The sequence below is a fragment of the Flavobacterium croceum DSM 17960 genome, from assembly GCF_002917885.1.
Lineage (GTDB): Bacteria > Bacteroidota > Bacteroidia > Flavobacteriales > Flavobacteriaceae > Flavobacterium > Flavobacterium croceum.
In genome coordinates this window covers 42028-67203 of record NZ_PQNY01000008.1, presented here as the reverse complement: position 1 = coordinate 67203, position 25176 = coordinate 42028, and the positions used below count along the sequence as shown (strand labels likewise).

The 25176-nt window shown below is 32.3% G+C and carries 26 protein-coding genes; 16 read left to right on the top strand and 10 right to left on the bottom strand.

All coding sequences use genetic code 11. The features are described 5' to 3' along the window. Positions 1 to 5 precede the first annotated feature (5 nt). Together Q361_RS07290 and prmA are read right to left on the bottom strand one after the other, a co-directional pair. Complete coding sequence (locus Q361_RS07290; protein ID WP_103726068.1) at positions 6 to 281, bottom strand: ATP-dependent Clp protease adaptor ClpS; 276 nt, start codon at positions 279 to 281, stop codon at positions 6 to 8. A gap of 34 nt (positions 282 to 315) precedes the next feature. After that, entirely contained in the window at positions 316 to 1149 is an 834-nt protein-coding gene (prmA, locus tag Q361_RS07285; RefSeq protein WP_103726067.1) for a 50S ribosomal protein L11 methyltransferase, read from the bottom strand. A gap of 91 nt (positions 1150 to 1240) precedes the next feature. Between prmA and Q361_RS07280 the strand changes: the two genes are divergently transcribed. Then, positions 1241 to 2479, top strand: coding sequence for a porin (locus Q361_RS07280; RefSeq protein ID WP_103726066.1), 1239 nt, complete (start codon positions 1241 to 1243; stop codon positions 2477 to 2479). A gap of 67 nt (positions 2480 to 2546) precedes the next feature. Here the strand turns inward: Q361_RS07280 and secA are convergent, their stop codons facing one another. From secA to abc-f, 6 genes are all read right to left on the bottom strand, one after another. Next, positions 2547 to 5900, bottom strand: coding sequence for a preprotein translocase subunit SecA (gene secA / locus Q361_RS07275; protein WP_103726065.1), 3354 nt, complete (start codon positions 5898 to 5900; stop codon positions 2547 to 2549). An 85-nt stretch (positions 5901 to 5985) separates the two neighbouring features. Beyond that, positions 5986 to 6207, bottom strand: coding sequence for a DUF2795 domain-containing protein (locus Q361_RS07270; RefSeq protein WP_073362738.1), 222 nt, complete (start codon positions 6205 to 6207; stop codon positions 5986 to 5988). A 129-nt stretch (positions 6208 to 6336) separates the two neighbouring features. Continuing rightward, positions 6337 to 6906, bottom strand: coding sequence for a cob(I)yrinic acid a,c-diamide adenosyltransferase (locus Q361_RS07265; protein ID WP_103726064.1), 570 nt, complete (start codon positions 6904 to 6906; stop codon positions 6337 to 6339). Positions 6907 to 7043: 137 nt separating this feature from the next. Beyond that, a complete protein-coding gene (locus tag Q361_RS07260; protein ID WP_103726063.1) occupies positions 7044 to 7742 on the bottom strand; it encodes an ABC transporter ATP-binding protein in 699 nt (232 codons plus the stop codon). Between the two features lie 77 nt (positions 7743 to 7819). Continuing rightward, positions 7820 to 8599, bottom strand: a complete 780-nt coding sequence (locus Q361_RS07255; protein ID WP_103726062.1) for an O-methyltransferase — start codon at positions 8597 to 8599, stop codon at positions 7820 to 7822. A 57-nt stretch (positions 8600 to 8656) separates the two neighbouring features. Beyond that, entirely contained in the window at positions 8657 to 10519 is a 1863-nt protein-coding gene (abc-f, locus tag Q361_RS07250; RefSeq protein ID WP_103726061.1) for a ribosomal protection-like ABC-F family protein, read from the bottom strand. A gap of 123 nt (positions 10520 to 10642) precedes the next feature. On the opposite strand from abc-f, the gene Q361_RS07245 reads away from it, so the two are divergent. The 11 genes from Q361_RS07245 (at position 10643) to ftsY (ending at position 19374) form a co-directional block, all read left to right on the top strand. After that, positions 10643 to 11635 carry a PDDEXK nuclease domain-containing protein gene (locus Q361_RS07245; protein ID WP_103726060.1) on the top strand — a complete coding sequence of 331 codons (993 nt, stop codon included), beginning with the start codon at positions 10643 to 10645 and terminating at the stop codon, positions 11633 to 11635. A 250-nt stretch (positions 11636 to 11885) separates the two neighbouring features. After that, a complete protein-coding gene (locus tag Q361_RS07235) occupies positions 11886 to 12995 on the top strand; it encodes a glycosyltransferase family 2 protein (RefSeq protein WP_103726058.1) in 1110 nt (369 codons plus the stop codon). 72 nt (positions 12996 to 13067) lie between these two features. Beyond that, positions 13068 to 14378 (top strand): dihydrolipoamide acetyltransferase family protein, encoded by a 1311-nt coding sequence (locus Q361_RS07230; protein WP_103726057.1) that lies wholly within the window; start codon positions 13068 to 13070, stop codon positions 14376 to 14378. Between the two features lie 90 nt (positions 14379 to 14468). Continuing rightward, positions 14469 to 15239, top strand: coding sequence for a 3'-5' exonuclease (locus Q361_RS07225; RefSeq protein WP_103726056.1), 771 nt, complete (start codon positions 14469 to 14471; stop codon positions 15237 to 15239). A gap of 24 nt (positions 15240 to 15263) precedes the next feature. Further along, a complete protein-coding gene (locus tag Q361_RS07220; RefSeq protein WP_103726055.1) occupies positions 15264 to 15875 on the top strand; it encodes a fumarylacetoacetate hydrolase family protein in 612 nt (203 codons plus the stop codon). Next, positions 15875 to 16219 (top strand): Hpt domain-containing protein, encoded by a 345-nt coding sequence (locus tag Q361_RS07215; protein WP_103726054.1) that lies wholly within the window; start codon positions 15875 to 15877, stop codon positions 16217 to 16219. The genes Q361_RS07220 and Q361_RS07215 overlap by 1 nt, the downstream gene beginning before the upstream one ends. Before the next feature lie 13 nt (positions 16220 to 16232). Further along, the gene (locus Q361_RS07210) at positions 16233 to 17483 is read left to right on the top strand and encodes a CinA family nicotinamide mononucleotide deamidase-related protein (RefSeq protein WP_103726053.1); all 1251 of its coding nucleotides are present in this window, start codon (positions 16233 to 16235) and stop codon (positions 17481 to 17483) included. A gap of 74 nt (positions 17484 to 17557) precedes the next feature. Next, complete coding sequence (gene rpmB, locus Q361_RS07205) at positions 17558 to 17791, top strand: 50S ribosomal protein L28 (protein ID WP_103726052.1); 234 nt, start codon at positions 17558 to 17560, stop codon at positions 17789 to 17791. Positions 17792 to 17818: 27 nt separating this feature from the next. Further along, complete coding sequence (gene rpmG, locus Q361_RS07200; protein WP_103726051.1) at positions 17819 to 18001, top strand: 50S ribosomal protein L33; 183 nt, start codon at positions 17819 to 17821, stop codon at positions 17999 to 18001. A gap of 46 nt (positions 18002 to 18047) precedes the next feature. Beyond that, entirely contained in the window at positions 18048 to 18200 is a 153-nt protein-coding gene (locus Q361_RS07195) for a DUF4295 domain-containing protein (RefSeq protein WP_103726050.1), read from the top strand. Between the two features lie 193 nt (positions 18201 to 18393). Continuing rightward, entirely contained in the window at positions 18394 to 19374 is a 981-nt protein-coding gene (ftsY, locus tag Q361_RS07190) for a signal recognition particle-docking protein FtsY (RefSeq protein ID WP_103726049.1), read from the top strand. A gap of 309 nt (positions 19375 to 19683) precedes the next feature. Here ftsY and Q361_RS07180 read toward each other — a convergent pair whose 3' ends face one another. Then, positions 19684 to 20760 carry a serine hydrolase domain-containing protein gene (locus Q361_RS07180; RefSeq protein ID WP_103726047.1) on the bottom strand — a complete coding sequence of 359 codons (1077 nt, stop codon included), beginning with the start codon at positions 20758 to 20760 and terminating at the stop codon, positions 19684 to 19686. A 132-nt stretch (positions 20761 to 20892) separates the two neighbouring features. Here Q361_RS07180 and Q361_RS07175 point away from each other — a divergent pair, with 132 nt between their 5' ends. The 3 genes from Q361_RS07175 to Q361_RS07165 are packed head-to-tail and all read left to right on the top strand — an operon-like array spanning position 20893 to position 22213. Next, entirely contained in the window at positions 20893 to 21321 is a 429-nt protein-coding gene (locus Q361_RS07175; RefSeq protein WP_103726046.1) for a hypothetical protein, read from the top strand. 11 nt (positions 21322 to 21332) lie between these two features. Next, the gene (locus Q361_RS07170) at positions 21333 to 21629 is read left to right on the top strand and encodes a DUF721 domain-containing protein (protein ID WP_103726045.1); all 297 of its coding nucleotides are present in this window, start codon (positions 21333 to 21335) and stop codon (positions 21627 to 21629) included. Between the two features lie 5 nt (positions 21630 to 21634). Continuing rightward, positions 21635 to 22213, top strand: a complete 579-nt coding sequence (locus Q361_RS07165) for a TMEM175 family protein (RefSeq protein WP_103726044.1) — start codon at positions 21635 to 21637, stop codon at positions 22211 to 22213. Here Q361_RS07165 and hutH read toward each other — a convergent pair. After that, complete coding sequence (gene hutH / locus Q361_RS07160) at positions 22210 to 23712, bottom strand: histidine ammonia-lyase (protein WP_103726043.1); 1503 nt, start codon at positions 23710 to 23712, stop codon at positions 22210 to 22212. The genes Q361_RS07165 and hutH overlap by 4 nt on opposite strands. 110 nt (positions 23713 to 23822) lie before the next feature. Between hutH and Q361_RS07155 the strand changes: the two genes are divergently transcribed. Continuing rightward, positions 23823 to 25070 (top strand): hypothetical protein, encoded by a 1248-nt coding sequence (locus Q361_RS07155; RefSeq protein WP_103726042.1) that lies wholly within the window; start codon positions 23823 to 23825, stop codon positions 25068 to 25070. Positions 25071 to 25176 lie beyond the last annotated feature (106 nt).

The window sequence follows — 25176 nt, the reverse complement described above, 5'->3', positions numbered from 1 at the left end:
TGCTTTTAATTTATCTCTGCGCTTAAACCTGCGTCCAAGAGTTGGGTACACATAGGTTCGAGTTCATCATAAGAGCCTGTTTTTACACCACATTTTCCTGTATGATGCACCAAAATAGCACATTGTTCGGCTTGCAATGAATCGTGTTTGCATACTTTTACCAATGTTTCTATTACATGGTCAAAAGTATTGTAATCGTCATTAAACAAAACAATTTCAAAATTTTTAGAAAGTTGTTCTAATAAATCTACTTCTTCTTGAATTTTTTCTTTGGTAGCCATTAAAATGAGAATTAAGATTTAAAATTTATCGCCACTAATTTATAAATTTTAATGATACCCAATTATTTCGTTGTAATTTTTTAACAAATTTTAATCCTTTTCTCGTACAAGCATCTGTTAAATAAGGAATATCTTCTTCATAAAAACCACTTAAAAGCAATACACCATTTGGGTTTAAGCAATCTACATAGGCTTGCATATCATTAAGTAAGATATTTCTGTTTATGTTTGCAATAATTAAATCGTAATTTTTGTTTTTTAATAAACTTGCATCACCTTCATATACAGTAATATGCTTGCACAAATTTCTTTCTGCATTTTCCATAGAGTTTAAATAGCACCAATTGTCTATATCAATAGCATCGATAGGTTTTGCACCTTTCATTTCGGCGAGAATTGCTAAAATTGCAGTTCCGCAACCCATATCGAGTGTTTTCATATTGGTAACATCCATGTCTAATAAATGTTGAATCATCATGTGGGTTGTTTCATGATGTCCGGTTCCAAAACTCATTTTAGGCTCTATTACAATATCGTATAAAGCTTTTGTGGGTTCATGAAAAGGTGCTCTTACATGGCAAAGCCCATCAACATCAATAGGTTCAAAGTTTTTCTCCCATTCTTCGTTCCAATTTACTTGTTCAATTTCTTCAATGCTGTAAGAAATTTTAAATTCATTAGATTGCAAAATTGCTATATCCGACAAAATAAAATCTGTATGTAAATCTTTTTGTATGTAAGCAGTAATACCAGTTTCGGTTTCTATAAAACTTTCAAACGGTTTTTCTCCTAATTCGGCTATTAAAATTTCAGAACCTATTTCTTTTGGTTCTATTGTAAAATGATAGGCTAAGTAACAATTACTCATAATGATTATTTTTTTTGCAAAAGTAACATTTACATAACATAGATAACGCTATTATAATGTTAAGTTTGCACCAACACAACATTAAAATAATATGAAACAAAAAATTTTATTACTAGCGACTTTATTTTGTGCTATAACATTTGCTCAAGAAATTAAGTTTTCAAAAAAAGATAACGATTTAAAGCTCGCATCTCTACCTTATTACAGTTATGGAAAAGGATTAGGAATAACTTCGCCAGATAGTTTATTTCAATTTAATATTAGGTTTAGAATGCAAAATAGATTGAGTTATTATAATAATGAAAATGCAGATCCATATTATGAAGCTCAAGTAAGAAGATTGCGTTTGCGTTTTGATGGTTTTGTAGGAAATCCAAAGTTTTTGTATGTTTTGCAACTCTCTTTTGGTGCTGGCGATGTAGGGGCAGAAAAAGCAGGAGAGAATCTAAATGTTATTCGTGATGCAGTATTTTACTATAGACCAACCAATTCTTGGCAATTCGGATTTGGAGTAACTAAACTGCCAGGAACAAGACAAACAGTAAATTCATCGGGAGCAATACAACTTACAGATCGATCTATTAACAATACAAGATTTAGCATTGATCGAGATTTCGGAGTTCATTTTGCCAATATTAATGAATTTAAAGATAAATTTTCATACAATTTTAAAGGAGCTATTAGCTTGGGAGAAGGTAGAAATTGGACTACCAACAATCCAAATTCTAATTTAAAAGACAATAATGGTTTATGCTATACAGCAAAATTAGAAGTATTACCCTTAGGTAAGTTTAAAAATGATGGGCACTATTTTGAAGGAGATATTTTGCGTGAGCCTCAACCCAAAGTAATGCTTTCGGGTGTATATAGTTTTAATAATAAAGCGCGTAAAACACAAGGGCAAATGGGAGATTTATTGTATGAAACCAAAGATGTAACTTCGGTTTTTCTTGACCTTATTGCAAAATATAGAGGTTGGGCTTTTATGTCTACTTACATGAATAGAAATTCTACAAATCCAATAACTACCAATCCTACAGAATCTACATTAAAAAGGGCTGTATTTAATGGTTATGGTAGTGATATACAATGTAGCTATATTTTTCCATCAAAATATGAAATTATTGGAAGATATTCACTTCAAAAAATCAGCAAAGAAGTATCGTTATATTACCCAAATATTAATCAATTTAGCTTTGGAGTAAACAAATATATTTGGGAACATGCCTTAAAACTTCAAGCAGAATTTACTCAAGAAAAACAAACTTTTTACGACAATACCAGTAAAAATAATTGGTATTTACGGTTTCAGGTAGAATTAGGTATATAGCTCAAAATAATAAAAAGGCTGTTTTACATTTGTAAAACAGCCTTTTTACAATATTATATAAGAAATATTATTCTTTTACCAAAACCCATTCGCCACCAGCAAGTAGTAATTCAGCTTTTTTATACTTCATGGTTTCGGTTTTACCACTAATGATATGTTTTATGGTAACATTATCATTTCTGTTTATTTTTGGCTGATCTCTTACTATAGTTTCTTGTTTGGGTTGTTGCTGTTGTTGGCTTGCAGCTTCACGATTACGTTCTGCAAGTTCTTCAGTATTTAGAACATCATCTTTACTTTCGGTATAGTTTTCTTTTCGTTTAACTTCTTTGGCTTCTTCGATAGTATTATTTTGCTGAGGTAAATCACCTTTAAATAAAAATGAAATAACCTCTTTATTTACACCGTCAATCATATTTTTAAACAAATTGAATGCTTCGAACTTATAAATAAGCAAAGGGTCTTTTTGTTCGTGAACGGCCAATTGAACCGATTGTTTTAATTCGTCCATTTTTCGAAGATGCTTTTTCCAAGCTTCGTCTACAATGGCAAGAGTAATATTTTTTTCGAAATCGGCAACCAATTGAGCGCCCTGAGTTTCATAGGCTTTTTTCAAATCGGTTACAACATTAAGAGTTTTTATTCCATCTGAAAAAGGTACAATAACTCTTTCATATTGGTTGTTTGGATTTTCATAAATATTTTGAACTATCGGGAAAGCCTCTCTAGCACTACGCTCTGTTTTTTCAATATAATATTGCATAGTGGCTTTGTACAGTTTTCCTGTAATTTCCATATCACTACTTTTAGCAAAATCTTGTTCAGATATAGGCGAAGTAATACCAAAGTAACGGATTATCTCAAACTCAAAATTTTTATAATCGTTTGCCAATTTATTTGTGCTTGTAATAAGTTCACAAGTATCATACATCATATTGGCGATATCGAGTTTTAAACGTTCGCCATGTAAAGCATGACGACGACGTTTGTAAACTACTTCACGTTGCGAATTCATTACGTCATCGTATTCTAATAATCGTTTACGAGTACCAAAATTATTTTCTTCTACGCGTTTTTGTGCTCTTTCTATAGATTTTGTCATCATAGAATGTTGGATAACTTCGCCTTCTTTTAAGCCCATTCTATCCATTATTTTTGCTACTCTTTCAGAGCCAAACAAGCGCATTAAATTATCTTCTAATGATACATAAAACTGAGAGCTTCCTGGGTCACCTTGACGTCCTGCACGACCACGCAACTGTCTGTCTACTCTTCGAGAGTCATGACGCTCAGTACCTATAATGGCCAATCCGCCGGCTGCTTTTACTTCTGGCGTTAGTTTAATATCTGTACCACGACCAGCCATATTGGTAGCAATGGTTACTACACCAGGTTTACCAGCTTCGGCAACTATCTCGGCTTCTTTTTTGTGCATTTTGGCATTCAAAACATTGTGTGCTACACCACGCATTTTAAGCATACGGCTTAACTTTTCTGAAATTTCTACCGAAGTTGTACCAATAAGCACTGGTCGCCCAGATTGAGAAAGTTGGGTTACATCTTCAATAACGGCGTTGAATTTTTCACGAACCGAGCGGTATATTAAATCTTCTTTATCCATTCTAGAAATACCTCTGTTGGTAGGGATCTCTACAACATCAAGTTTGTATATTTCCCAAAACTCTCCAGCTTCTGTAACAGCAGTACCCGTCATTCCGCCTAATTTATTATACATACGGAAATAATTTTGGAGAGTAATGGTTGCAAAAGTTTGGGTAGCTGCTTCGATAGTAACATTTTCTTTAGCTTCTATGGCTTGGTGTAATCCATCGGAATATCTACGACCATCCATAATACGACCTGTTTGTTCGTCTACTATCAAAATTTTATTGTCCATAATTACATACTCGGTATCTTTTTCAAAAAGTGTATAAGCTTTAAGTAATTGAGTAAGGGTATGTATACGTTCGCTTTTTACAGCAAAATCTTGGAATAAATGTTCTTTTGCTTCGGCTTCTTCATCCTTAGAAAGTTTTTTGTTTTCTATATTGGCTATTTCTGTACCAATATCTGGTAAAATAAAGAAGTCTTCGGCTGTATCGTGCGATAGGTATTTAATACCATTATCGGTAAGTTCTACTTGATTATTTTTTTCTTCAATTACAAAATACAAGGCTTCATCAACTTTTGGCATTTCTCTGTTGTTGTCTTGCATGTAATGATTTTCGGTTTTTTGGAGTAATTGTTTTACACCTTCTTCCGAAAGAAACTTAATTAAGGCTTTGTTTTTTGGAAGCGAACGATGCGCACGCAATAAATTAAAGCCAGCATCTTTCATATTTCCTTCTTTAAACAAGCGTTTTGCTTCGGCTAGAAATCCGTTGGAAATTTGTTTTTGTAAATTATAGAGGTTTTCAACTTTTGGTTTTAACTCATTAAATTCATGACGATCGCCATCGGGAACAGGCCCAGATATAATAAGTGGTGTACGAGCATCATCAATCAATACAGAGTCTACCTCATCTACTATTGCAAAATTATGTTTGCGTTGTACCAAATCTTCTGGCGAATGTGCCATATTATCACGAAGGTAGTCAAAACCAAACTCATTGTTTGTACCATAAGTAATATCTGCTTCGTATGCTTTTCTTCTTTCGGCAGTATTTGGAGAGTGATTGTCGATACAATCTACGGTTAATCCATGAAATTCAAAAAGAGGTGCTTTCCAAGTGCTATCACGTTTGGCTAGGTAGTCGTTTACGGTTACAAGATGTACTCCATTTCCAGTAAGTGCATTGAGGTATAATGGTAGGGTAGCTACTAAGGTTTTACCTTCACCAGTTTGCATCTCGGCAATTTTACCTTGATGCAATACCACACCACCTATAAGTTGCACATCATAATGAATCATATCCCAAGTAATTTCTTTACCAGCAGCGTTCCATTGGTTTGCCCAAATAGCGGTATCGCCGTCTAGTGTGATATAACTTTTTGTTGCAGATAATTCTCTATCTGTTGGTGTTGCAGTAACTGTAATAAGAGGGTTTTCTTTAAATCTACGAGCTGTTTCCTTAACTACGGCAAAAGCTTCTGGAAGAATTTCATTTAGCACTTTTTCTGAAATCTCATAAGCTTCTTTTTCAAGACTATCTATTTCATTGTAAATGGCTTCTCTTTTATCTATATCTTCCGTTTGCTCGGCTTCTTGTTTAAGAGCAGTTATTTTATTGTCTTTGTCGGCGCGTGCTTCTTTTATTTTTATTTTGAAAGCTGTAGTTTTTGCTCGCAATTCATCATTTGACAAACTTTGAAATTCGTTTTCAAAACTTTTTGTTTTAGAAATAATTGGCTGAATAGCTTTTATATCTTTTTGCGACTTATCGCCTACAAAAACTTTAAGTATACTAGTTATGATACTCATACTGTGTAATTTTAATTATGGTGTGCAAATTTACATAAAAAAAAAGCCCCAAAGGAGACTTTTTTTCTAGTGTTATTTTTATTTTTTAATATTCATCCTCGTTCCAAAGGTAATCTTCGTCAGTTGGATAATCGGGCCAAATTTCTTCCATAGATTCGTAAATTTCGCCTTCGTCTTCAATAGACTGTAGGTTCTCTACTACTTCAAGTGGAGCGCCTGTTCTTATTGCGAAATCTATCAATTCATCTTTTGTTGCTGGCCATGGTGCATCACTTAAATATGATGCTAATTCTAGAGTCCAATACATCTTCTTTCTGATTTTGGTTTATGCAAAAATAAATTTTTAACTGAAAAAGTCAAGAAAAAAATAATTATTTTTTATTAAAATTAAGAACGTTTTATTATTCAAATTCTAAAATAGAATATTGTTAAAATTTTATTTTCTAGGTATCCACAATACTTCTTGTGCCTCTAAGTCTTTGGACAACATTCGTGCCAATACAAAAAGATAGTCAGAAAGTCGGTTTAAATAAGCAATTACCAGTTCATTTACAGGTTCTATGTCATTCAAATGCACAGCCAATCGCTCGGCTCTACGGCATACGCAGCGTGCTATATGACAATATGACACAGTGGTATGGCCTCCAGGTAGCACAAAGTTTGTCATAGGTGGTAAAGAGCGATCCATTTTATCAATTTCTTGTTCGAGAAATTCTATATCCGAAGGTATTATGCCTAAATTTTGTAGTCTTTTTTCTCCATTTTTTAAAGTTTCTTGTTCTGGAGGAGTAGCCAAAATGGCTCCAACAGTAAACAATCTATCTTGAACTTCAACTAAAACGGTTTTATAATCTGATGCTATATTTTGGTCACGAATAAGCCCAATATGTGAGTTAAGTTCGTCTACAGTTCCATAGCTTTCTATACGAATGTGATGTTTAGGAACTCTTGTGCCTCCAAATAGTGCTGTAGTGCCTGTATCGCCAGTTTTGGTATATATTTTCATGGTTTTATAGAAAAATTAGCCTCAAAGGTAATACAAAGAAAGTGGTTTACCAATCCAATTATCTATTCTACTGGTTTTTATTGATTAGAGCCAATAAACAGCATAGCAATATTTTGAGATGAAAGATGATTTCGATTTTACTTTGCAATATCTGTATTTTGATAATCACTTTCTATAAGTCCGTCTTTTAAGCGAATTATTCGGTGAGCATGCGCAGCAATATCTTCTTCGTGTGTTACTAAAATTACAGTATTTCCTTGGGCATGTATATCGCCAAAAAGTTTCATAATCTCTATAGAAGTTTTACTATCTAGATTTCCTGTAGGTTCATCGGCAAGAATAATAGAAGGTTTGTTTACCAACGCTCTTGCAACGGCAACACGCTGACGCTGTCCACCCGAAAGTTGATTGGGTTGATGATCCATTCTATCGCCAAGTCCTACTTGCGTAAGTACTTCTTGAGCGCGCTGGGTACGTTCTTGCTTGCCATAGCCAGCATATATCATAGGTAAAGCTACGTTGTCTAGCGCAGTTGTTCTTGGCAAAAGATTAAAGGTTTGAAACACAAAACCAATTTCTTTGTTGCGCACTTCTGCCAAATCGTCGTCGTGCATTTGCGAAACATCTTTACCGTTTAATATATAGTTTCCTGATGTAGGTGTGTCTAAACAGCCCAAAAGATTCATTAAAGTAGATTTTCCAGAACCAGAAGGTCCCATAAGAGCAACATATTCACCTTTATTTATTTGTAAATCAATGCCTTTTAAAACATGAATAGTTTCTGTACCGAGTTGAAAATCACGTTTTATATTTGAAATATCAATTAATGCTGCCATTTTTTAGTATGAATTACAAGAAAATTACTTTTACAAATTGTACTATTTACATATTAGTAGAAGATACAATTCTTTTGTTACACTCGTATTGTAAAATGTTCTTTTTCTTGTTCTTTTCTAAAAAAAACAATCCCCCATTGAAAAGTATCTATAGTAACTTTTACCTTTGGATTATCTTTTATTATTTGCCAAGCTTCTTGCATGTCATTGTTCCAATGTATGTCATCAAAAATCCAAACAGTATCGTTGGTAATTGTTGGCAAAAGCAAGTTAAAATAGTCTAATGTAGCTTTTTTGGTATGATTTCCATCAAAATAAATGAAGTTGAAAGTCGAAAGTTGAAAGTCGAAAGAATTTAGATAATCTTCAAATTTTGTGTGTATACATTCAACATTATTGATGTGAAATTTTTGTAATTGAATTTCGCATAGATGACTTGTTTGAAAGCAACCTTCGAGTGTTGTAATCTTTGCATTTGGGTTTCCCAAAGCCATAGCCGAGGTTGCTAACCCCAAAGAAGAGCCTATTTCAAGAATACGCTCGGGTTGGAAATAGTGTGTAAGTCTAAATAATAATTGCGCTCTTTTTCTCGAAATTCCAGCATTTTTTGCAATAGCACAAATTTTTCTTATATCATTTTTAAAAACTTTAGAACCAGCACCAAAATCGGTTACTTTTAGGCTGTCTTTATTTAGTAAAAATGATTTTCGATACTTATTTAAAACAGTATATTCTTCATATTTTTTTTTATCATAAAAACACTTTGTTACCAAATTAAAAACAAATGGAGAGTGTACCCCGTGATGGTTTTTGGAGTTCCAAAGAAAGTGTATATATGATTTAATATTTTGTAACATTTTCCAATATTTAGCACTTACTAAATACCATTTTTTGGTTCATATTTAGTGGTTATTTTATTCCATTTTGCTCGAAAGTTCAAACCAACGTTCTTCTTTTTCTTCAAGTGATTGAATTATTTTCTGTAATTCGGTCGATTTTTTTTCGATTTCTTCATGGCTTAATTCAGTTGAAGCAAAAAGATTTTCAATTTGTTTTTTTTGGTATTCCAAATCTTTAATTTCTCGTTCTATTTTTTGGAATTCTTTTTGTTCGGCAAATGTTAATCCGTCTTTTACTTGTTTTTCTTTCCAGTTGTTTTTCTCTTTATTTTCTGTTGCATTGGAACCAACAGGTTCGTTAGAATCTTCATAAATACGCCAATCGGAATAATTGCCAGGGAAATCTTCAATTTCTCCATTGCCTTTAAAAACAAATAAATGATCTACAATTTTATCCATAAAATAGCGGTCGTGGCTCACCACCAACAAACAACCAGGATAATCCAATAAAAAACTTTCCAATACATTTAATGTTACAATATCCAAATCGTTGGTTGGCTCATCAAGAATTAGAAAATTTGGGTTTTGGATAAGAACAGTGCATAAATACAAGCGTTTAAGTTCTCCACCACTTAATTTTTCTACAAAATCGTGTTGTTTTTTTCTATCGAATAAAAAGCGTTCCAAAAGTCCGCCTGCCGAAATAGTTCGCCCTTTGGTAAGTGGAATAAATTCGCCAAATTCTTTAATAACATCAATTACTTTTTGTTGTGGTTTTGGGTTAATGCCACTTTGGGTATAATAGCCTATTTTTATAGTATCGCCAACTACAACTTTGCCCAAATCGGGTTTTATCGTTTGTGTTAGTATATTTAAAAACGTAGATTTTCCTGTTCCGTTTTTTCCAATAATACCTACTCGTTCGTTACGATTAAAAGTGTAATCAAAACTATCGAGAATTACTTTGTCTTGAAATTTCTTCGAAACTTTGTGCAACTCTATTACTTTGCTACCCATGCGCTCCATATTGATTTCGAGCTCAATAACGTGTTCTTTTCTTCTTGAAAATGCTTTTTCTTTAATTATATAAAAATCATCTTGACGCGATTTAGACTTGGTAGTTCTGGCTTTGGGCTGTCTACGCATCCAGTCTAGCTCTTTGGTAAATAAATTTTTAGCTTTTTCTACCGAAGCTATTTCGCTCGTAATGCGTTCGTCTTTTTTCTGTAAAAAATAAGAATAATTACCCTTATATTGGTATATTTTACCATTGTCGAGTTCCAAAATTTCGTTGCACACACGCTCTAGAAAAAAGCGGTCGTGAGTAACCATAAAAAGCGTAATGTTTTCTTTGGCAAAATAGCTTTCAAGCCATTCTATCATTTCCAAATCGAGATGATTTGTAGGTTCGTCAAGTATTAATAAATCGGGTTTATTAATAAGTATGATTGCCAATGCTAAACGTTTTTTTTGTCCACCCGAAAGATTTTTTACTTTGAGTTTTAAATCTTCAAGTTTTAATCGAAATAGAATTTGTTTGTATTGCGTTTCAAAATCCCAAGCATTATGCCTATCCATATTGTCAAACGCTTTTTGGTAGGCTTCTTCATCTTCTGGGTTTTCGAGAGCTTTTTCATACTGCTCTATTACTTTTAAGCTGTCGTTATCACTAGCAAAAATACTTTCTTCAATGGTGAGTTCGCTTTGTAATTTTGGTTCTTGCGAAAGAAAAGCCATTTTAATGTCTTTTCGCATTACTACTTGCCCATTATCTGGGGTGTCTTCGCCTGTAATAATTTTAAGAATAGAGGTTTTTCCTGTACCATTTTTGGCAACAAAAGCTATTTTTTGGTCTTTGTTAATTCCGAAAGAAATGTTTTCAAACAAGGTTCTTTCTCCAAAAGATTTGGATATGTTTTCTACAGATAGATAATTCACTTTTTACTTTGCAAATTTTAATAATGTGGCAATACGCCCAATTTTTTAAAGATACAAAAGTAAGACTTTCAAATTTTCAAATTGCCATATTTTCACATTATATTTGCTCATTATAAGTTATCTATGTTGTATATTAATGAAATAAAACAAATTCTTTTACAGGCGCGTCAAAAAACTTATCAATCTATTAATACAGCTATGATTGAAGCATACTGGAATATTGGTAGAAAAATTGTCGAAGAAGAACAAAATGGAAAACAACGTGCTGATTATGGTAAAGAAATTGTTAAGACAATTTCCTTAGAGCTTTCTAAAGAATTCGGTAAAGGATTTAGCGCAAGAACTATATGGGAAATGAGACAGTTTTACATTGTTTTTCCTGATATTAAAAAAATGCGAACATTGTTCGCACAATTGAATTGGTCTCATTTTCAAAGAGTTTTAAAAGTATCAGATGAAGAAGCAAGAATGTATTACTTAAAAGAAGCAGCGCAAAACACATGGTCTGTACGTACATTAGACAGAAATATTTCCACTTTATATTATCAACGATTATTATCTTCACAAAATAAAGAGATTTTGCATGAAAAAGAAAATTCAAATGAATATAATATTCAAAATTTTATAAAAAATCCAACAGTTCTTGAATTTTTAAATCTTCCTTCAACTTTAAGTTATACCGAAGCAGAATTTGAAAAAGCTTTAATTGATAACTTGCAAAAATTTATACTAGAGCTAGGAAAAGGATTCGCCTTTGTTGAACGCCAACAACATATAAAAACAGAAACAGCTGATTTTTTTATAGACTTGGTTTTCTATAACTATATTTTAAAATGTTTTGTAATTATAGAATTAAAAACACATACTATTACACACCAAGATATTGGGCAACTAGATATGTATGTGCGGATGTATGACGATTTAAAAAAGCAAAAAGAAGACAACCCAACTATTGGGATTTTGCTTTGCACAGAAACAGATAGGACAATCGTAAAGTATTCGGTTTTAAATGAAAAAAACCAACTTTTTACTTCTAAATATTTAGCATTTTTACCATCAGAAAAAGAATTAGAAGAAGAAATAGAGAGACAAAAATTATTGTTTAGTTTAAAGTAGTTTCATTTTATGAATGAGGATAAAATTTTTTATGAAGCAGTTTCTATATATATAGAAGATAATTTGAAAGTTTATAGTAATAAAATTAATGAGAATAAAGATAACCTAGAAGAGGTAAGAGACAATTTTATTAAAAGCTGTCGATTTTTTTTAAACTCTAAAATTAAAGAATTAAATTTCATTATAACAGATACTCTAATTAATGATTTACAAAACAGAATTCAATTAAAGTCCAATGAGTTAAAATAAAATGCAACTTTCAGTAATAATACTCAACTACAATGTACGCTACTTTTTAGAGCAATGCATTACTAGTGTGCAAAAAGCATTGCAAACTATTGATGGCGAAATTATCGTAGTTGATAACCATTCAATAGATGATAGTTGCCAGATGGTACGACAACTTTTTCCTGAAGTAAAACTTATTGAAAATAAAGAAAATTTGGGTTTTCCTAAAGGAAATAACATTGGGGTTGCTCAAGCCAAAGGCGAATATGTTTGCATTTTAAATCCCGATACTGTTGTTGCCGAAGATACTTTTAAAAAGCTATTAGCTAAAAACCATCAGCTATCAGCTGGAATAATAGGTTGTAAACTTATTGATGGAAAGGGTAATTTTTTGCCCGAAAGTAAGCGTGGTGTACCAACGCCTTGGGTGGCTTTTACAAAGGTTTTTGGATTGTATAAAATTTCAAATGTTTTTGGGAAATACTATGCACAGCATTTATCCGAAAATCAAACGGGTGAAGTAGATATTTTAGTTGGAGCTTTTATGGTTCTTAAAAAAAGTTTATATCTTGAAGTAGGTGGTTTTGATGAAAATTGTTTTATGTATTCAGACGATATCGATTTAAGTTACACCATACAGCAAAAAGGCTACAAAAATTATTATTTTGCAGATACAGCGGTAATTCATTACAAAGGAGAAAGCACAGTGAGAGACCAAAAATATTTGCATCGATTTCAAGAAGCGATGAATTATTTTTATAAAAAACATTTTAAAAAATCATTAGTCTTTGATGTGATGATGAAAGCAGGTTCGTTTGTATTTGCTTTATCAAAACAATCTAAACAAAAAAACATTGATTTTAAAGTGCAAAAAACAATAGTTTTTACAAAAGATATTTATTTTTCAAAAATACCAAATGCAGAAATTTTAAATTCATTGGAAGCCTTTACAAACAATAAGTTACGCTACGAGCTAATTTTTGATACAACCTATTTTTCTTTTGCAGAAATTATAGCTTTTATGCAACAACACAAAGCTCAAAATATTATTTTTAAAAACTATATTGCTAGTAGTAATTATATAATAGGAAGCAACAACGCAAACGATTTAGGGAAAATAATAATTTGCTAAAAAAATAAAAAAACTCTATTATTTTAGTATTTTTGCAATCCAAATTAGAAAACACAACATTAGGTTATCAATATGGCAAAATTTGAATTAAAGCTACCCAAAATGGGAGAAAGTGTTGCAGAGGCAACCATTACCAACTGGCTTAAAAATGTAGGCGATAGAATAGAGCAAGACGAAGCTGTACTTGAAATAGCTACCGACAAAGTAGATAGCGAGGTACCTAGCGAAGTTTCGGGCGTTTTGGTAGAACAACTTTTTGGTAAAGACGATGTAGTAAAAGTGGGGCAAACCATTGCTATTATTGAAACCGAAGGAGGAGCCAGTGTAGAAACTCAAAAAGTAGTCGAAATATCACCAGTAGCCGTTCAAGAAATTGCCAAAACGGTTGAGGTTGCCAAAGAATCGGTTGCACCTGTAGATTTTTCAACAAGTGATAAATTCTTTTCACCATTAGTAAAAAATATTGCTCAACAAGAAGGTGTATCTGCACAAGAATTAGATGCAATTCAAGGCACAGGAAAAGACGGTCGTGTTACTAAAGACGATATTTTAAAATTTGTTGAAAACAGAAAATCTACTCCGCAATCTGTTACAACTACCACAGTTGAAGCGCCAAAAGCTACAACTCAAAACCTACAGCCTACATCTCAAGAAATTCCTGTTTCTGTAAATGGAGCCGATGAAATTATAGAAATGGATAGAATGCGCAAGCTTATTTCTAAATATATGGTAGAATCGGTACAAACTTCGGCTCATGTGCAGTCGTTTGTAGAGGTAGATGTTACTAATATTGTAAAATGGAGAGACAAAGTTAAAAATACTTTTGAAAAACGTGAAGGCGAAAAATTAACATTCACTCCAATATTCATGGAAGCTGTTGCCAAGGCATTAAAAGATTTCCCAATGATGAATATTTCGGTAGAAGGCGATTATATTATCAAGAAAAAAGCAATCAATTTGGGTATGGCAGCCGCTTTGCCAAACGGAAATTTAATAGTACCTGTTATTAAAAATGCAGATCAGTTAAATTTGGTAGGAATGGCAAAAGCTGTAAACGATTTGGGCAACCGAGCAAAAGCAGGAAAATTAAAGCCAGACGATACACAAGGAGGAACTTATACAGTAACCAATGTAGGAACATTTGGTTCGGTGTTCGGCACACCTATAATCAATCAACCACAAGTGGGTATCTTAGCTTTGGGAGCTATTCGTAAAGTGCCAGCTGTTATAGAAACTCCAGAAGGTGATTTTATTGGAATTCGTCAAAAAATGTTTCTCTCTCACAGCTACGACCACCGTGTTGTAGATGGAGCTTTGGGAGGTATGTTTGTAAAACGAGTTGCAGATTATCTAGAAGCTTGGGATATTAATAGAGAAGTATAAAAAATAAATAAAAACAACAAAGACCATATAGGCACAAATAAGTATTCTTATCCTGTTCTTATATGGTTTTTTAGTTTTAAAGAAATAATAATGGAACTAAAATTACACCGCCCTATTTGTTTTTTCGATTTAGAAACTACAGGAATCGATATTACAAAAGACCGTATTGTTGAAATTTCAATTTTTAAAGTCTATCCCAACGGAAACAAAGAAAGCAAAACATGGCTTGTAAACCCAACCATACCCATACCACCGCAAACCACTGCTGTGCATGGAATAACCAATGAACAAGTTGCCAACGAACCTACATTTTCTGAGTTAGCACCACTTGTTCATACTATGATTAAAGATTCCGATTTGGCAGGGTTTAATTCAGATCGTTTTGATATTCCGCTTTTGGCAGAAGAACTCTTGCGAGCAGGAGTAGATTTTGATATGAAAAATAGAGTTTCTGTAGATATTCAAACTATATTTCATAAAAAAGAAGAACGAACACTTAGTGCTGCGTATAAATTTTATTGCAATCAAAGTTTAGAAAATGCTCATAGTGCCGAGGCAGATACTATGGCAACCTACGAAATTTTGAAAGCTCAATTAGATCGTTATTCCGATTTGGAGAATGATATGAAATCGTTGTCAGAATTTACTACACGCAAAAAATCGGTAGATTTTGCAGGTTTTATAGCATTTAATGATAAAGGACAAGAAATTTTTACATTTGGCAAACACAAAGGAGCTTTGGTAGAAGATATTTTTGAAAAAGAACCAGGCTATTTTGGTTGGATACAAAATGCCGATTTTCCTTTATATACCAAAAAAGTCCTTACAGCTATTAAGCTTAGAAAATTGAGTACAAAATAGACCTTTGAAAAACCAACAAAAACAATGAAAATTATTTGTATAGGACGTAATTATGCCGATCATATTTCGGAATTGCAAAACGAACGACCTAGCGAACCCGTTATTTTTTTAAAACCCGATACAGCGGTATTACCAAAACAATTTCCATTTGTTATTCCAGAATTTTCAAACGATGTACACCATGAAGTAGAAGTATTGGTAAAGATTAACAAAGTAGGGAAGTACATAGATGAAAAATTTGCGCATAAATATTATGATGAAATAGGTTTGGGTATAGATTTTACCGCTCGTGATTTGCAAACCAAACTTAAAGAAAAAGGGTTACCTTGGGAAAAAGCAAAAGCATTTGACGGTGCCGCAGTAATAGGTGATTTTTTACCTAAATCGAGTATAAATTCTTTGGAAAATTGTACTTTTGAATTGCAAAAAAATGGTAGTACAGTACAAAAAGGGAACACCAATTTAATGCTTTGGAATATAGATCAAATAATAGCTCATGTTTCGCAATATTTTACTTTACGTACAGGCGATATTATATTTACAGGTACACCGCAAGGCGTTGGTAAAGTAGAAGAAAATGATGTGCTCGAAGGTTTTTTAGAAGGTAAAAAAATGTTTAAGATAAATGTAAAATAATGGCTTTAAACTACAATTTATCAAAAGTTTATGCTTTGTCTGGCAATGATAATGAATTTGCACTACAAGTAACCAGTTTGTTTGTAACTGAAGTGCCACAAGATGTTAAGCAAATAGAATTGGGAATAAAAAATAAAGATTATCACCAAGCCTACAGCTATTCGCACAAAATAAAACCAACATTTGATTTATTAGGCATGACCGTAGCGCATCAAGAAATTCTAGAAGTAGAAGCTTGGGCTAAGCGAGAAGGCAAGAAAAAAGAAATAGAAGCTACTTTTGAAAGCATAAAAACACAAGTAGAAAAAGCCGTTAAAGAAATAAAAAAAGATTTCAATTTATAATACCAATTTGTACTTGAAAGCAGCAATTGTAACCATAGGAGATGAAATTCTTATTGGTCAAATAGTAGATACCAATTCAGGATTTATAGCAAAAGCACTTGATAAAATAGGAGTGCAAACACACGAAATGTTGTCTATAAGCGACGATAAACAACACATTTTAAGCACCTTTTCAAAGCTTCAAAACAAGGTAGATTTAGTACTCATAACAGGCGGTTTGGGGCCTACAAAAGACGATATTACTAAAAAAACATTTTGCGAATACTTTGACGATACTTTAATAGAGAATAGAGAAGTCTTGGCACATGTAACCCATTTGATAGAAAACTTTTTTAAAAGACCTATCAACCAAATGAATAGAGATCAGGCATTAGTGCCATCTAAGTGTCAAGTTTTGTTTAACAAAGTAGGTACTGCACCTGGAATGTGGATGCAAAAAGAAAACACAATTTATGTTTCTTTACCTGGTGTTCCTTATGAAATGAAGTATTTGGTAGAAGAAGTAATTGTACCCAAACTAGTTACAGAATACAAAAGACCATATATACTACACAAAACAATACTTACTTATGGACAAGGAGAAAGTTTGGTGGCAGAGCGTATAGAAGCGTGGGAAAACAATTTGCCTAGCTTTATTAAATTAGCCTATTTACCAGCGCCTGGTCGTGTGCGTTTACGCCTAACAGCTCGAGGTGAAAACGCTCAAATATTAGAAGATGAAATTGCACGTCAAGTACAAGCATTATCTCAAATAATAGGCGATATTATTGTCGGTTACGACGAAAACGAAACATTGGAAGTTGTAGTAGGTAAACTTTTAAACAAAGCAAATAAAACGCTAGCTCTAGCAGAGAGTTGTACAGGCGGTAAAATATCAGAATTAGTTACTTCGGTAGCAGGAAGTTCATCATATTTTAAAGGTTCGGTAGTGAGCTATGCCACAGAAACAAAAATTAAAATATTAGGTGTATTACCCGAAATGATAGAGACTCATTCAGTAGTAAGTGCAGCAGTAGCAGAACAAATGGCGCTGGGTGCACAAAAACTCTTTCAAACAGATTATGCCATAGCAACCACAGGAAATGCTGGCCCAACAGCAGGAGAAACCAATGAGAAAGTAGGCACTGTTTACATTGCCATAGCGACACCAAATGGCTGTATTTCCGAAAAATTTGAACTTGGCGAACCTAGAGAAAAAGTAATCAATAGAGCCTCAAACAAAGGTTTAGAAATGTTGCAAAAAGAAATTTTAAAAAATATCTAAAATAATTTGCTACTAATGTTTCTTTTTTGTTTCTTTGCACCCTGATTTTCAAAAACAATTAAACGAAGAGTATAATGTCAAGAGTTTGTGCCCTTACAGGTAAAAGAGCGATGGTAGGAAACAATGTTTCTCACGCAATGAACAAAACTAAAAGAAAGTTTTCTGTAAATTTAGTTAAAAAACGTTTTTATCTTCCTGAAGAAGACAGATGGATTACTCTTAGAGTAGCTGCATCTACAATCAAAACAATAAACAAAAAAGGAATTGCTGCGGTATTAAAAGATGCTAAAGCAAACGGATTTATATAAATCTAAACCGTTTAAAATACATTTACAATGGCAAAAAAAGGTAATAGAATTCAGGTTATTTTAGAATGTACAGAGCATAAAGAATCAGGTATGCCAGGTACTTCACGTTATATCACCAAAAAGAACAAAAAAAATACTCCAGATAGACTTGAGTTGAAAAAATTCAACCCAATCTTAAAGAGAATGACTGTTCACAAAGAAATTAAATAATTTAGAAACTTTTTATACTAAAAGTTTCCAGTAAAACACATTAGTCATGGCAAAGAAAACCGTAGCAACTTTACAAACCGCTTCAAAAAGATTGACTAAAGCAATCAAAATGGTAAAATCACCAAAAACAGGTGCTTATACTTTTGTTGAAAGCATTATGGCTCCAGAAGAGGTAGATGAATATTTAAAAAAGAAATAATTCATCCATTACAATATATCAAAGCTACTTTCGTTTGAAGGTAGCTTTTTTATTTTATATATTTGTAACATCACTATAGGCATTTTAGTAAACCCTATTCCCGCTTTTCGCTATATCTTTTATAGTTTTTGTCAAAACCATAAAAGGATACCGCTTCAATCGGGGTTAAAAATAAACACTAAAAGAATACAATATGAGTTTTTTTAAAAAACTGTTTTCAAACCAAAAAAACGACTCAAAACTTAGCCAAGAGGCAAAACAAACACTCGACCAAGGCTTAGAAAAAACCAAAACATCATTTTTCTCAAAGCTTACCAAAGCTGTTGCCGGAAAATCTAAAGTAGATGATGAGGTTTTGGATAATCTAGAGGAAGTGTTGGTTTCTTCAGATGTAGGTGTAAACACAACATTAAAAATAATAGAGCGTATAGAAGAACGTGTTTCTAAAGATAAATACTTAGGCACAGATGAACTCAATGCCATACTTAGAGAAGAAATAGCCGCTTTATTATCTGAAACAAATTCTGGAGAAGAATCAGAATTTATAGTACCTAGCACTACCAAACCCTATGTTATTATGGTAGTAGGTGTAAATGGAGTAGGGAAAACCACAACTATTGGTAAATTGGCTCATCAATTTAAAAACGCAGGCTATAATGTAGTACTTGGTGCAGCAGATACTTTTAGAGCAGCCGCTATAGATCAGTTACAAATATGGGCAGATAGAGTAGGAGTTTCTATTGTAAAACAACAAATGGGAAGCGACCCAGCCTCGGTAGCTTTTGATACACTACAAAGTGCCGTAGCTCAAAATGCCGATGTTGTAATTATTGACACAGCAGGACGCTTGCACAATAAAGTAGGCTTAATGAATGAGCTATCAAAAGTAAAAAAAGTAATGCAAAAAGTAATTCCAGATGCTCCACATGATGTATTATTAGTACTTGATGGTTCTACGGGGCAAAATGCTTTTGAGCAAGCTAAACAATTTACAGCAGCTACAGAAGTGTCATGCTTGGCAGTTACCAAACTTGATGGCACTGCAAAGGGAGGCGTTGTTATTGGAATATCAGATCAATTTCAAATTCCTGTAAAATATATTGGAGTAGGCGAAGGAATAAACGACTTACAAGTGTTTAATAAGTATGAATTTGTAGACAGCTTTTTTAAATAATTTGATGCATGAAAAATATAATAAATTTCTTTAAGAGCGGATCTCCATTTTTAATATTAGCAATTGCAGTAGCTATAATTGTTGTTTCCAAAATTATTGAACTAAAGTTCAAAGACATCGCTATGCTATTTCAAATAATAGGTTTTATACTGATATTGTTTGGACTTAAAAAGCTATTAAATGCTAAGTTTAGAAAATAAGATACAGTTTAAAATCATTAGCATATTTTAAGTAATCAAGTATTTGTTTTTGTTTGAAATAAAATAGAGTACTTTTTTAGTTTTAACTTGTTTTGTTTGCTAAAAAATATTATTGATACAAAGCATTAATTTTTTGCCAAAGCACATTATCAAAATCAGAAAGCGCCATATTTACAGAATCTGCGGCATCTCCCATACGAATTACAACCATTTTTTTGCTTGGAACAACATAAATTTTTTGATCATTTTTTCCTAATGCTGCATACATATCGCTTGGAGCATTTGGAATTAAAGTTCCTGGAAATTCAAATTGAGATTGTGGTAAATGGAAGCTAGTTTTTCCATTAAGCCACCATAAATAACCATAAGCTAAGTTAATATTTTGAGAGGTATTTGTAGCATCAGTAAAATAAATTTCACTAACTACAGTAGTATTATTCCATTTACCTTTGTTTAAAGCTAGTAAGCCAAATCGGGCCATGTTTCTAGTAGTACTCCAGTATACACTTAAGCCGTCTTGTTGTATCCAAGCTCCACCAGTCATACCTATTTTATCACGTAGTTTGTTATTAAAATAGGTAGTCCATGTTTGTCCGCTTGCTTGTGCAATAACATCTTGTAGTTTTACATACACATTATGGTATGCCCATCTTGTTCCAGCATCTGCTTTGTATTGAAGGTTGGCAGGCGAAACATCATCTCCAAGACTATCGTCGAGCCCAGAAGTCATCGTTAATAAATGTTTACAAGTTATCATGTTTTCTTTAGCTAAAGGAGCACTTGTCCAGCCTGTACCCAAATAGGTAGAAACTTTATTGTTTATATTGATTATGCCTTCATCTTGAGCGATACCTGTAACTGTGGCTGTTAGTGTTTTTCCTGCACTTGCCCAATACCAAGGCGTAGTTGCTGTATGACCATTTAAGTAATATTCCATTACAATTCTACCATTTACCAAAATCATGAATGATTTAGTATTTTTTAGGGTTAAATAGTCTACAAGAGGTTGAACGGCATTGCTATGCCAACCTAAGCTCGATAAACTTTTGGTTTCCCATACAACATTACCATCGTTGGGTGGAAAATACATGGCTTCTTCGGTAGGATTTGTAGGTGTAGTATCAACATTTTCTGTGTTGCATCCAACAAGTAGCGTTAGGGCAAAAAAGGCAATAATTTTATTCATGTATTGATAAGTTTAGTATAGGACATTAAATTTATGAAAAGGTTTAATTCAATTACATAAAATAAGTTGTAATTTTAAATTTTAATAGAAATAAGATTGATTTTAAAAAAATCAACACACAATCAACTATTTATGAAAAAAATTAAAGTCTTTTCATTTGTTTTTTTAAGTATACTCGTACTTTATTCTTGTAAACAAAAAATAAATCCAAGCGATATTTCAAAGTTAAATGGATATTGGGAAATACAAAAAGTAATATTGCCCGACGGTTCTTACAAAGAATATAAGATTAATGAAACTATAGATTATTTTTTGGTAAAGAACAATAATGGATTTCGCCAAAAAGTAATGCCTCAATTAAATGGAACTTGTACCACAAATGGTATAAAAGAAAATCTTTCTATTCAGGCAGAAAAAGGAGTGTATTATATGCTTTATACTACTTCGTATGGCAAATGGAAAGAAGAGTTGGTTAAAATTGAAGATAGTGTTTTGGTTGTTAAAAATAAAGATGATATAGAATATCAGTATAAAAAAGCAAAACTTTTTTCTCTAAAATAATTTTAGCATGTATGGCAAAAAGAACCAGCAACGAAAATTCTATTTCTGAGGTTTTAAAAATGTTTATAGAAACCAATAATTTACAAAAAGGAATAGATCGTGTTTCTATACAAGAGGCTTGGTATAATTTACTCGGCAACGGAATTAAAAGTTACACTCAAGAAGTAGTTTTAAAAAACTCAACGTTGTATGTAAAACTTTCTTCGGCAGTTGTAAGAGAAGAATTGTCTATGGGCAAACAAAAAATTATTGATATGCTTAATGATGAAATGGGGAAACAAGTAATAACCGACTTAATATTACGATAGTAAAAATGAATAAATCGAGACTAGAAGCTTTTAGCGATGGAGTTTTGGCCATTATTATAACCATTATGGTTTTGGAACTCAAAGTACCAGAGGGTTCCTCTTTTTTTAATTTAGAAAAGCTTTTTCCAAAATTTTTAGCTTACATTTTAAGTTTTATTTATGTGGGTATTTATTGGAATAACCATCACCACATGTTGCAAACTGTAAAAAAGGTTACTGGTGCAATTTTATGGAGTAATCTTCATTTATTATTTTGGTTATCTTTAATTCCTTTTGTAACAGCTTGGGCAGGAGATAATAATTTTAGCAATGCACCTATGATGTTATATGGTATTGTTTTGCTATGCAATGCCTTGGTATATACTGTTTTGCAATACCATATAATACACGCTCACGGAAAAGAATCATTATTAGCAAAAGCCGTAGGTAACGATAGTAAAGGAAAAATATCGTTACTATTATATACCCTCGGGATTTTATTGGCATATTCTTTACCTTTTATTTCAGGAATTATTTACACAATAGTTGCTTTACTATGGCTTATTCCAGATAAAAGAATAGAAAAAATAGTTGCTGAATACTAATTTTCTAGATCAATTACAAAACTTTTTAAAAACGAAACCGATTTTTCTATGTCGTAATGCAAAATACGATCTTCTTCTACAAAAGAAACTTCTGTACGGTAAGATTTTAAAAACATTTCAATAAAATCGCTCGATTGTAAAGGTCTTCTATACTCTATAGCTTGCGCTGCATTCATAAGTTCGATAGCCAAAATGCGTTCTAGATTTTCCAACACTTTTAAACATTTTGTAGCGGCATTTGCCCCCATACTCACATGGTCTTCTTGTCCGTTGCTCGATACAATACTATCTACACTTGCAGGGCTTGCTAGTTGCTTGTTTTGACTTACAATACTTGCCGCTGTATATTGCGGAATCATAAAACCAGAATTTAACCCAGGGTTTTTTACCAAAAATGGCGGAAGCTCTCTCAAACCAGATATAAGCTGGTAAGTTCTTCTTTCTGATATATTTCCAATTTCTGCAAGAGCGATAGCCAAAAAGTCTAATGCTAATGCCAAAGGTTGCCCATGAAAATTACCACCAGAAATGATAGTATCATTTTCAACAAAAATATTTGGATTATCGGTTACCGAATTAATCTCTGTTTTAAATACTTTTTTTACATAGTCTAAAGCATCTTTGGAGGCGCCATGCACTTGCGGAATACATCGAAACGAGTAAGGATCTTGTACATGTTTTTTAGGTTGATTTAGTATTTGGCTGTCTTTAAGTAATTCTTGTATGTGCTGTGCTGTATTAATTTGACCCTTGTGCGGACGTACATAATGAATAAGTTCATTAAAAGGTTCAATTCTACCATCAAATCCTTCTAGTGATATAGCAGAAATTACATCGGCCAAATACATATATTTCATAGCATTTAGCAAAATGTAACAACCATAAGAACTCATAAATTGGGTGCCATTAAGTAAAGCAAGACCTTCTTTTGACTGCAAAGTAATAGGCTCCCAATTAAAATGTTTAAGCATTTCGGCCGAGCTACATTTACTATTATTAAAATACACTTCACCCTCACCAATAAGAGGTAAAGATAAGTGTGCCAAAGGAGCCAAATCGCCACTAGCACCAAGCGAACCTTGCGTATATACTACTGGTAAAATACTATGGTTGTAAAAATCAATCAAACGTTCTACAGTACACAATTGTACTCCCGAATGACCATAACTCAAGCTTTGAATTTTGAGTAAAAGCATGAGTTTTACAATTTCTTGTGGAACTTCATCGCCTGTACCACAAGCATGCGATTTTACTAAATTTTCTTGTAAAAGTGTTAATTTTTCAGAAGATATTTTTACATTACACAGCGACCCAAAACCTGTATTTATTCCATAAATTGGCTCTTGATGTGAAGCCATAGTTTGGTCGAGATAAGTTCTGCATTTTTGAATATTTACTTTTGCTTCGTCTGAAAGAGCAAGTGTTTTATGTTCTAATAAAATTTCTTGAATTTTTTCTAAAGTAAGTAATTCAGAACTTATATAATGTATTGTGTCCATAGTAATAGCTAAAAAAATAAGTTTTCAAAATTCTGTAAACATTTATAAAAAAACAACAAAAAGAAGAGGTATTTTTGTTTGCCTATTCATCTAATACATCATTGATAATCATGAATTTTGTAACAAAAAAAGGTAAGTATCAGTTTCTGTTAGCTTTGTGCGGAATAATTTGGATTATTTTTTTAATGAAAATACTTCAAATAGACAGCCAAAGTTATATTTTTCCCGATTCTGATAATTACAGAGAATCTGCAAGAATGTGGTATTTTGAGCACAAAGTTCATTACTACCGACCTTTGTTTATGGCAATTATTTCTGGAATTCCGTATTTATTTGGAGGAGATGATGCATCTGTATATCAGTTTAGTTTTTATATGAATGTTTTTTCGTGGATTGGTACAGCCATTTTACTGTTTAGTTTTGTAAAAAAATATGTAAACAATAAAACAGCCTTTCTTTTATCGCTGTGTTATTATACCTTTTTTGGTATTGCATTACTTAACTTTCATTTACTTACCGAAAACATATTTACTTTTTTGTCTTTGCTTTCTTTTTTTCTAATCGATCAATACAATATCAAACAAAAATTTTACTATTTATCGCTAGCAATTTGTATTTTATTACTCTTAATTTTAATCAAACCCAGTATAACTTTTTTCAGTTTCTTCGTTTTATTGTATTATTCTAAAACGATATGGAATAATTTAAAATCTCCGTATATATTTTTTATATTATTGGGTGTATTTTCTCTTATATGCCAAAATATATTGATGAAAAAACAATTTGGGAACTATACCGTTTCTTATATAGATGGCGTTACGTATTACAACTATCTGGGAGCTAAAGCCACAGCTTACAAAGAAAATATCAGTTTTGATGAGGCTTACAATAAAAGAGCTCATACAATGGAAACACTTACATTTTCTCAACAAAAACAATATGCTTTGCATGATTTTTTAGAGCAACTTACATCAAACAAGTCAAATCTAGCAAAAGCCTATTTGTCTAATATTATAGACAACACAAAATCGGCGAGCGGAAGTATTATAATTTACTCCAATGTAAACCAGAATGCTTATCATAATACCGTGCAACAAATTTTTATTTTTTTATCCAAATACCAAAATAGATTTTTAACCATTGCTGGATTTTTACTCGCATTATATTTTACAAAAAAGTACTACACAACAAACACGGTTTATACTTTAATGGCTTTATATATACTGTATACAATAGTTGTTTCAGGAGTTTCTTGCACACAAGGTGATCGATTTCATATTGTGTTTTTTTCAATAACATGCTTATTTATAGTTAAATATCTCAAAGAAAAGCATATTTTTGATAAAAAATTATTCTAAAACAAACACCACCACCCAAATCCAAAAAATAATCAAAAATTAATGAATTAACCGAATCTTCTGTCAGAGCTAAACCTTTGGCAAAGAGTTTTTAATAATAAGCATT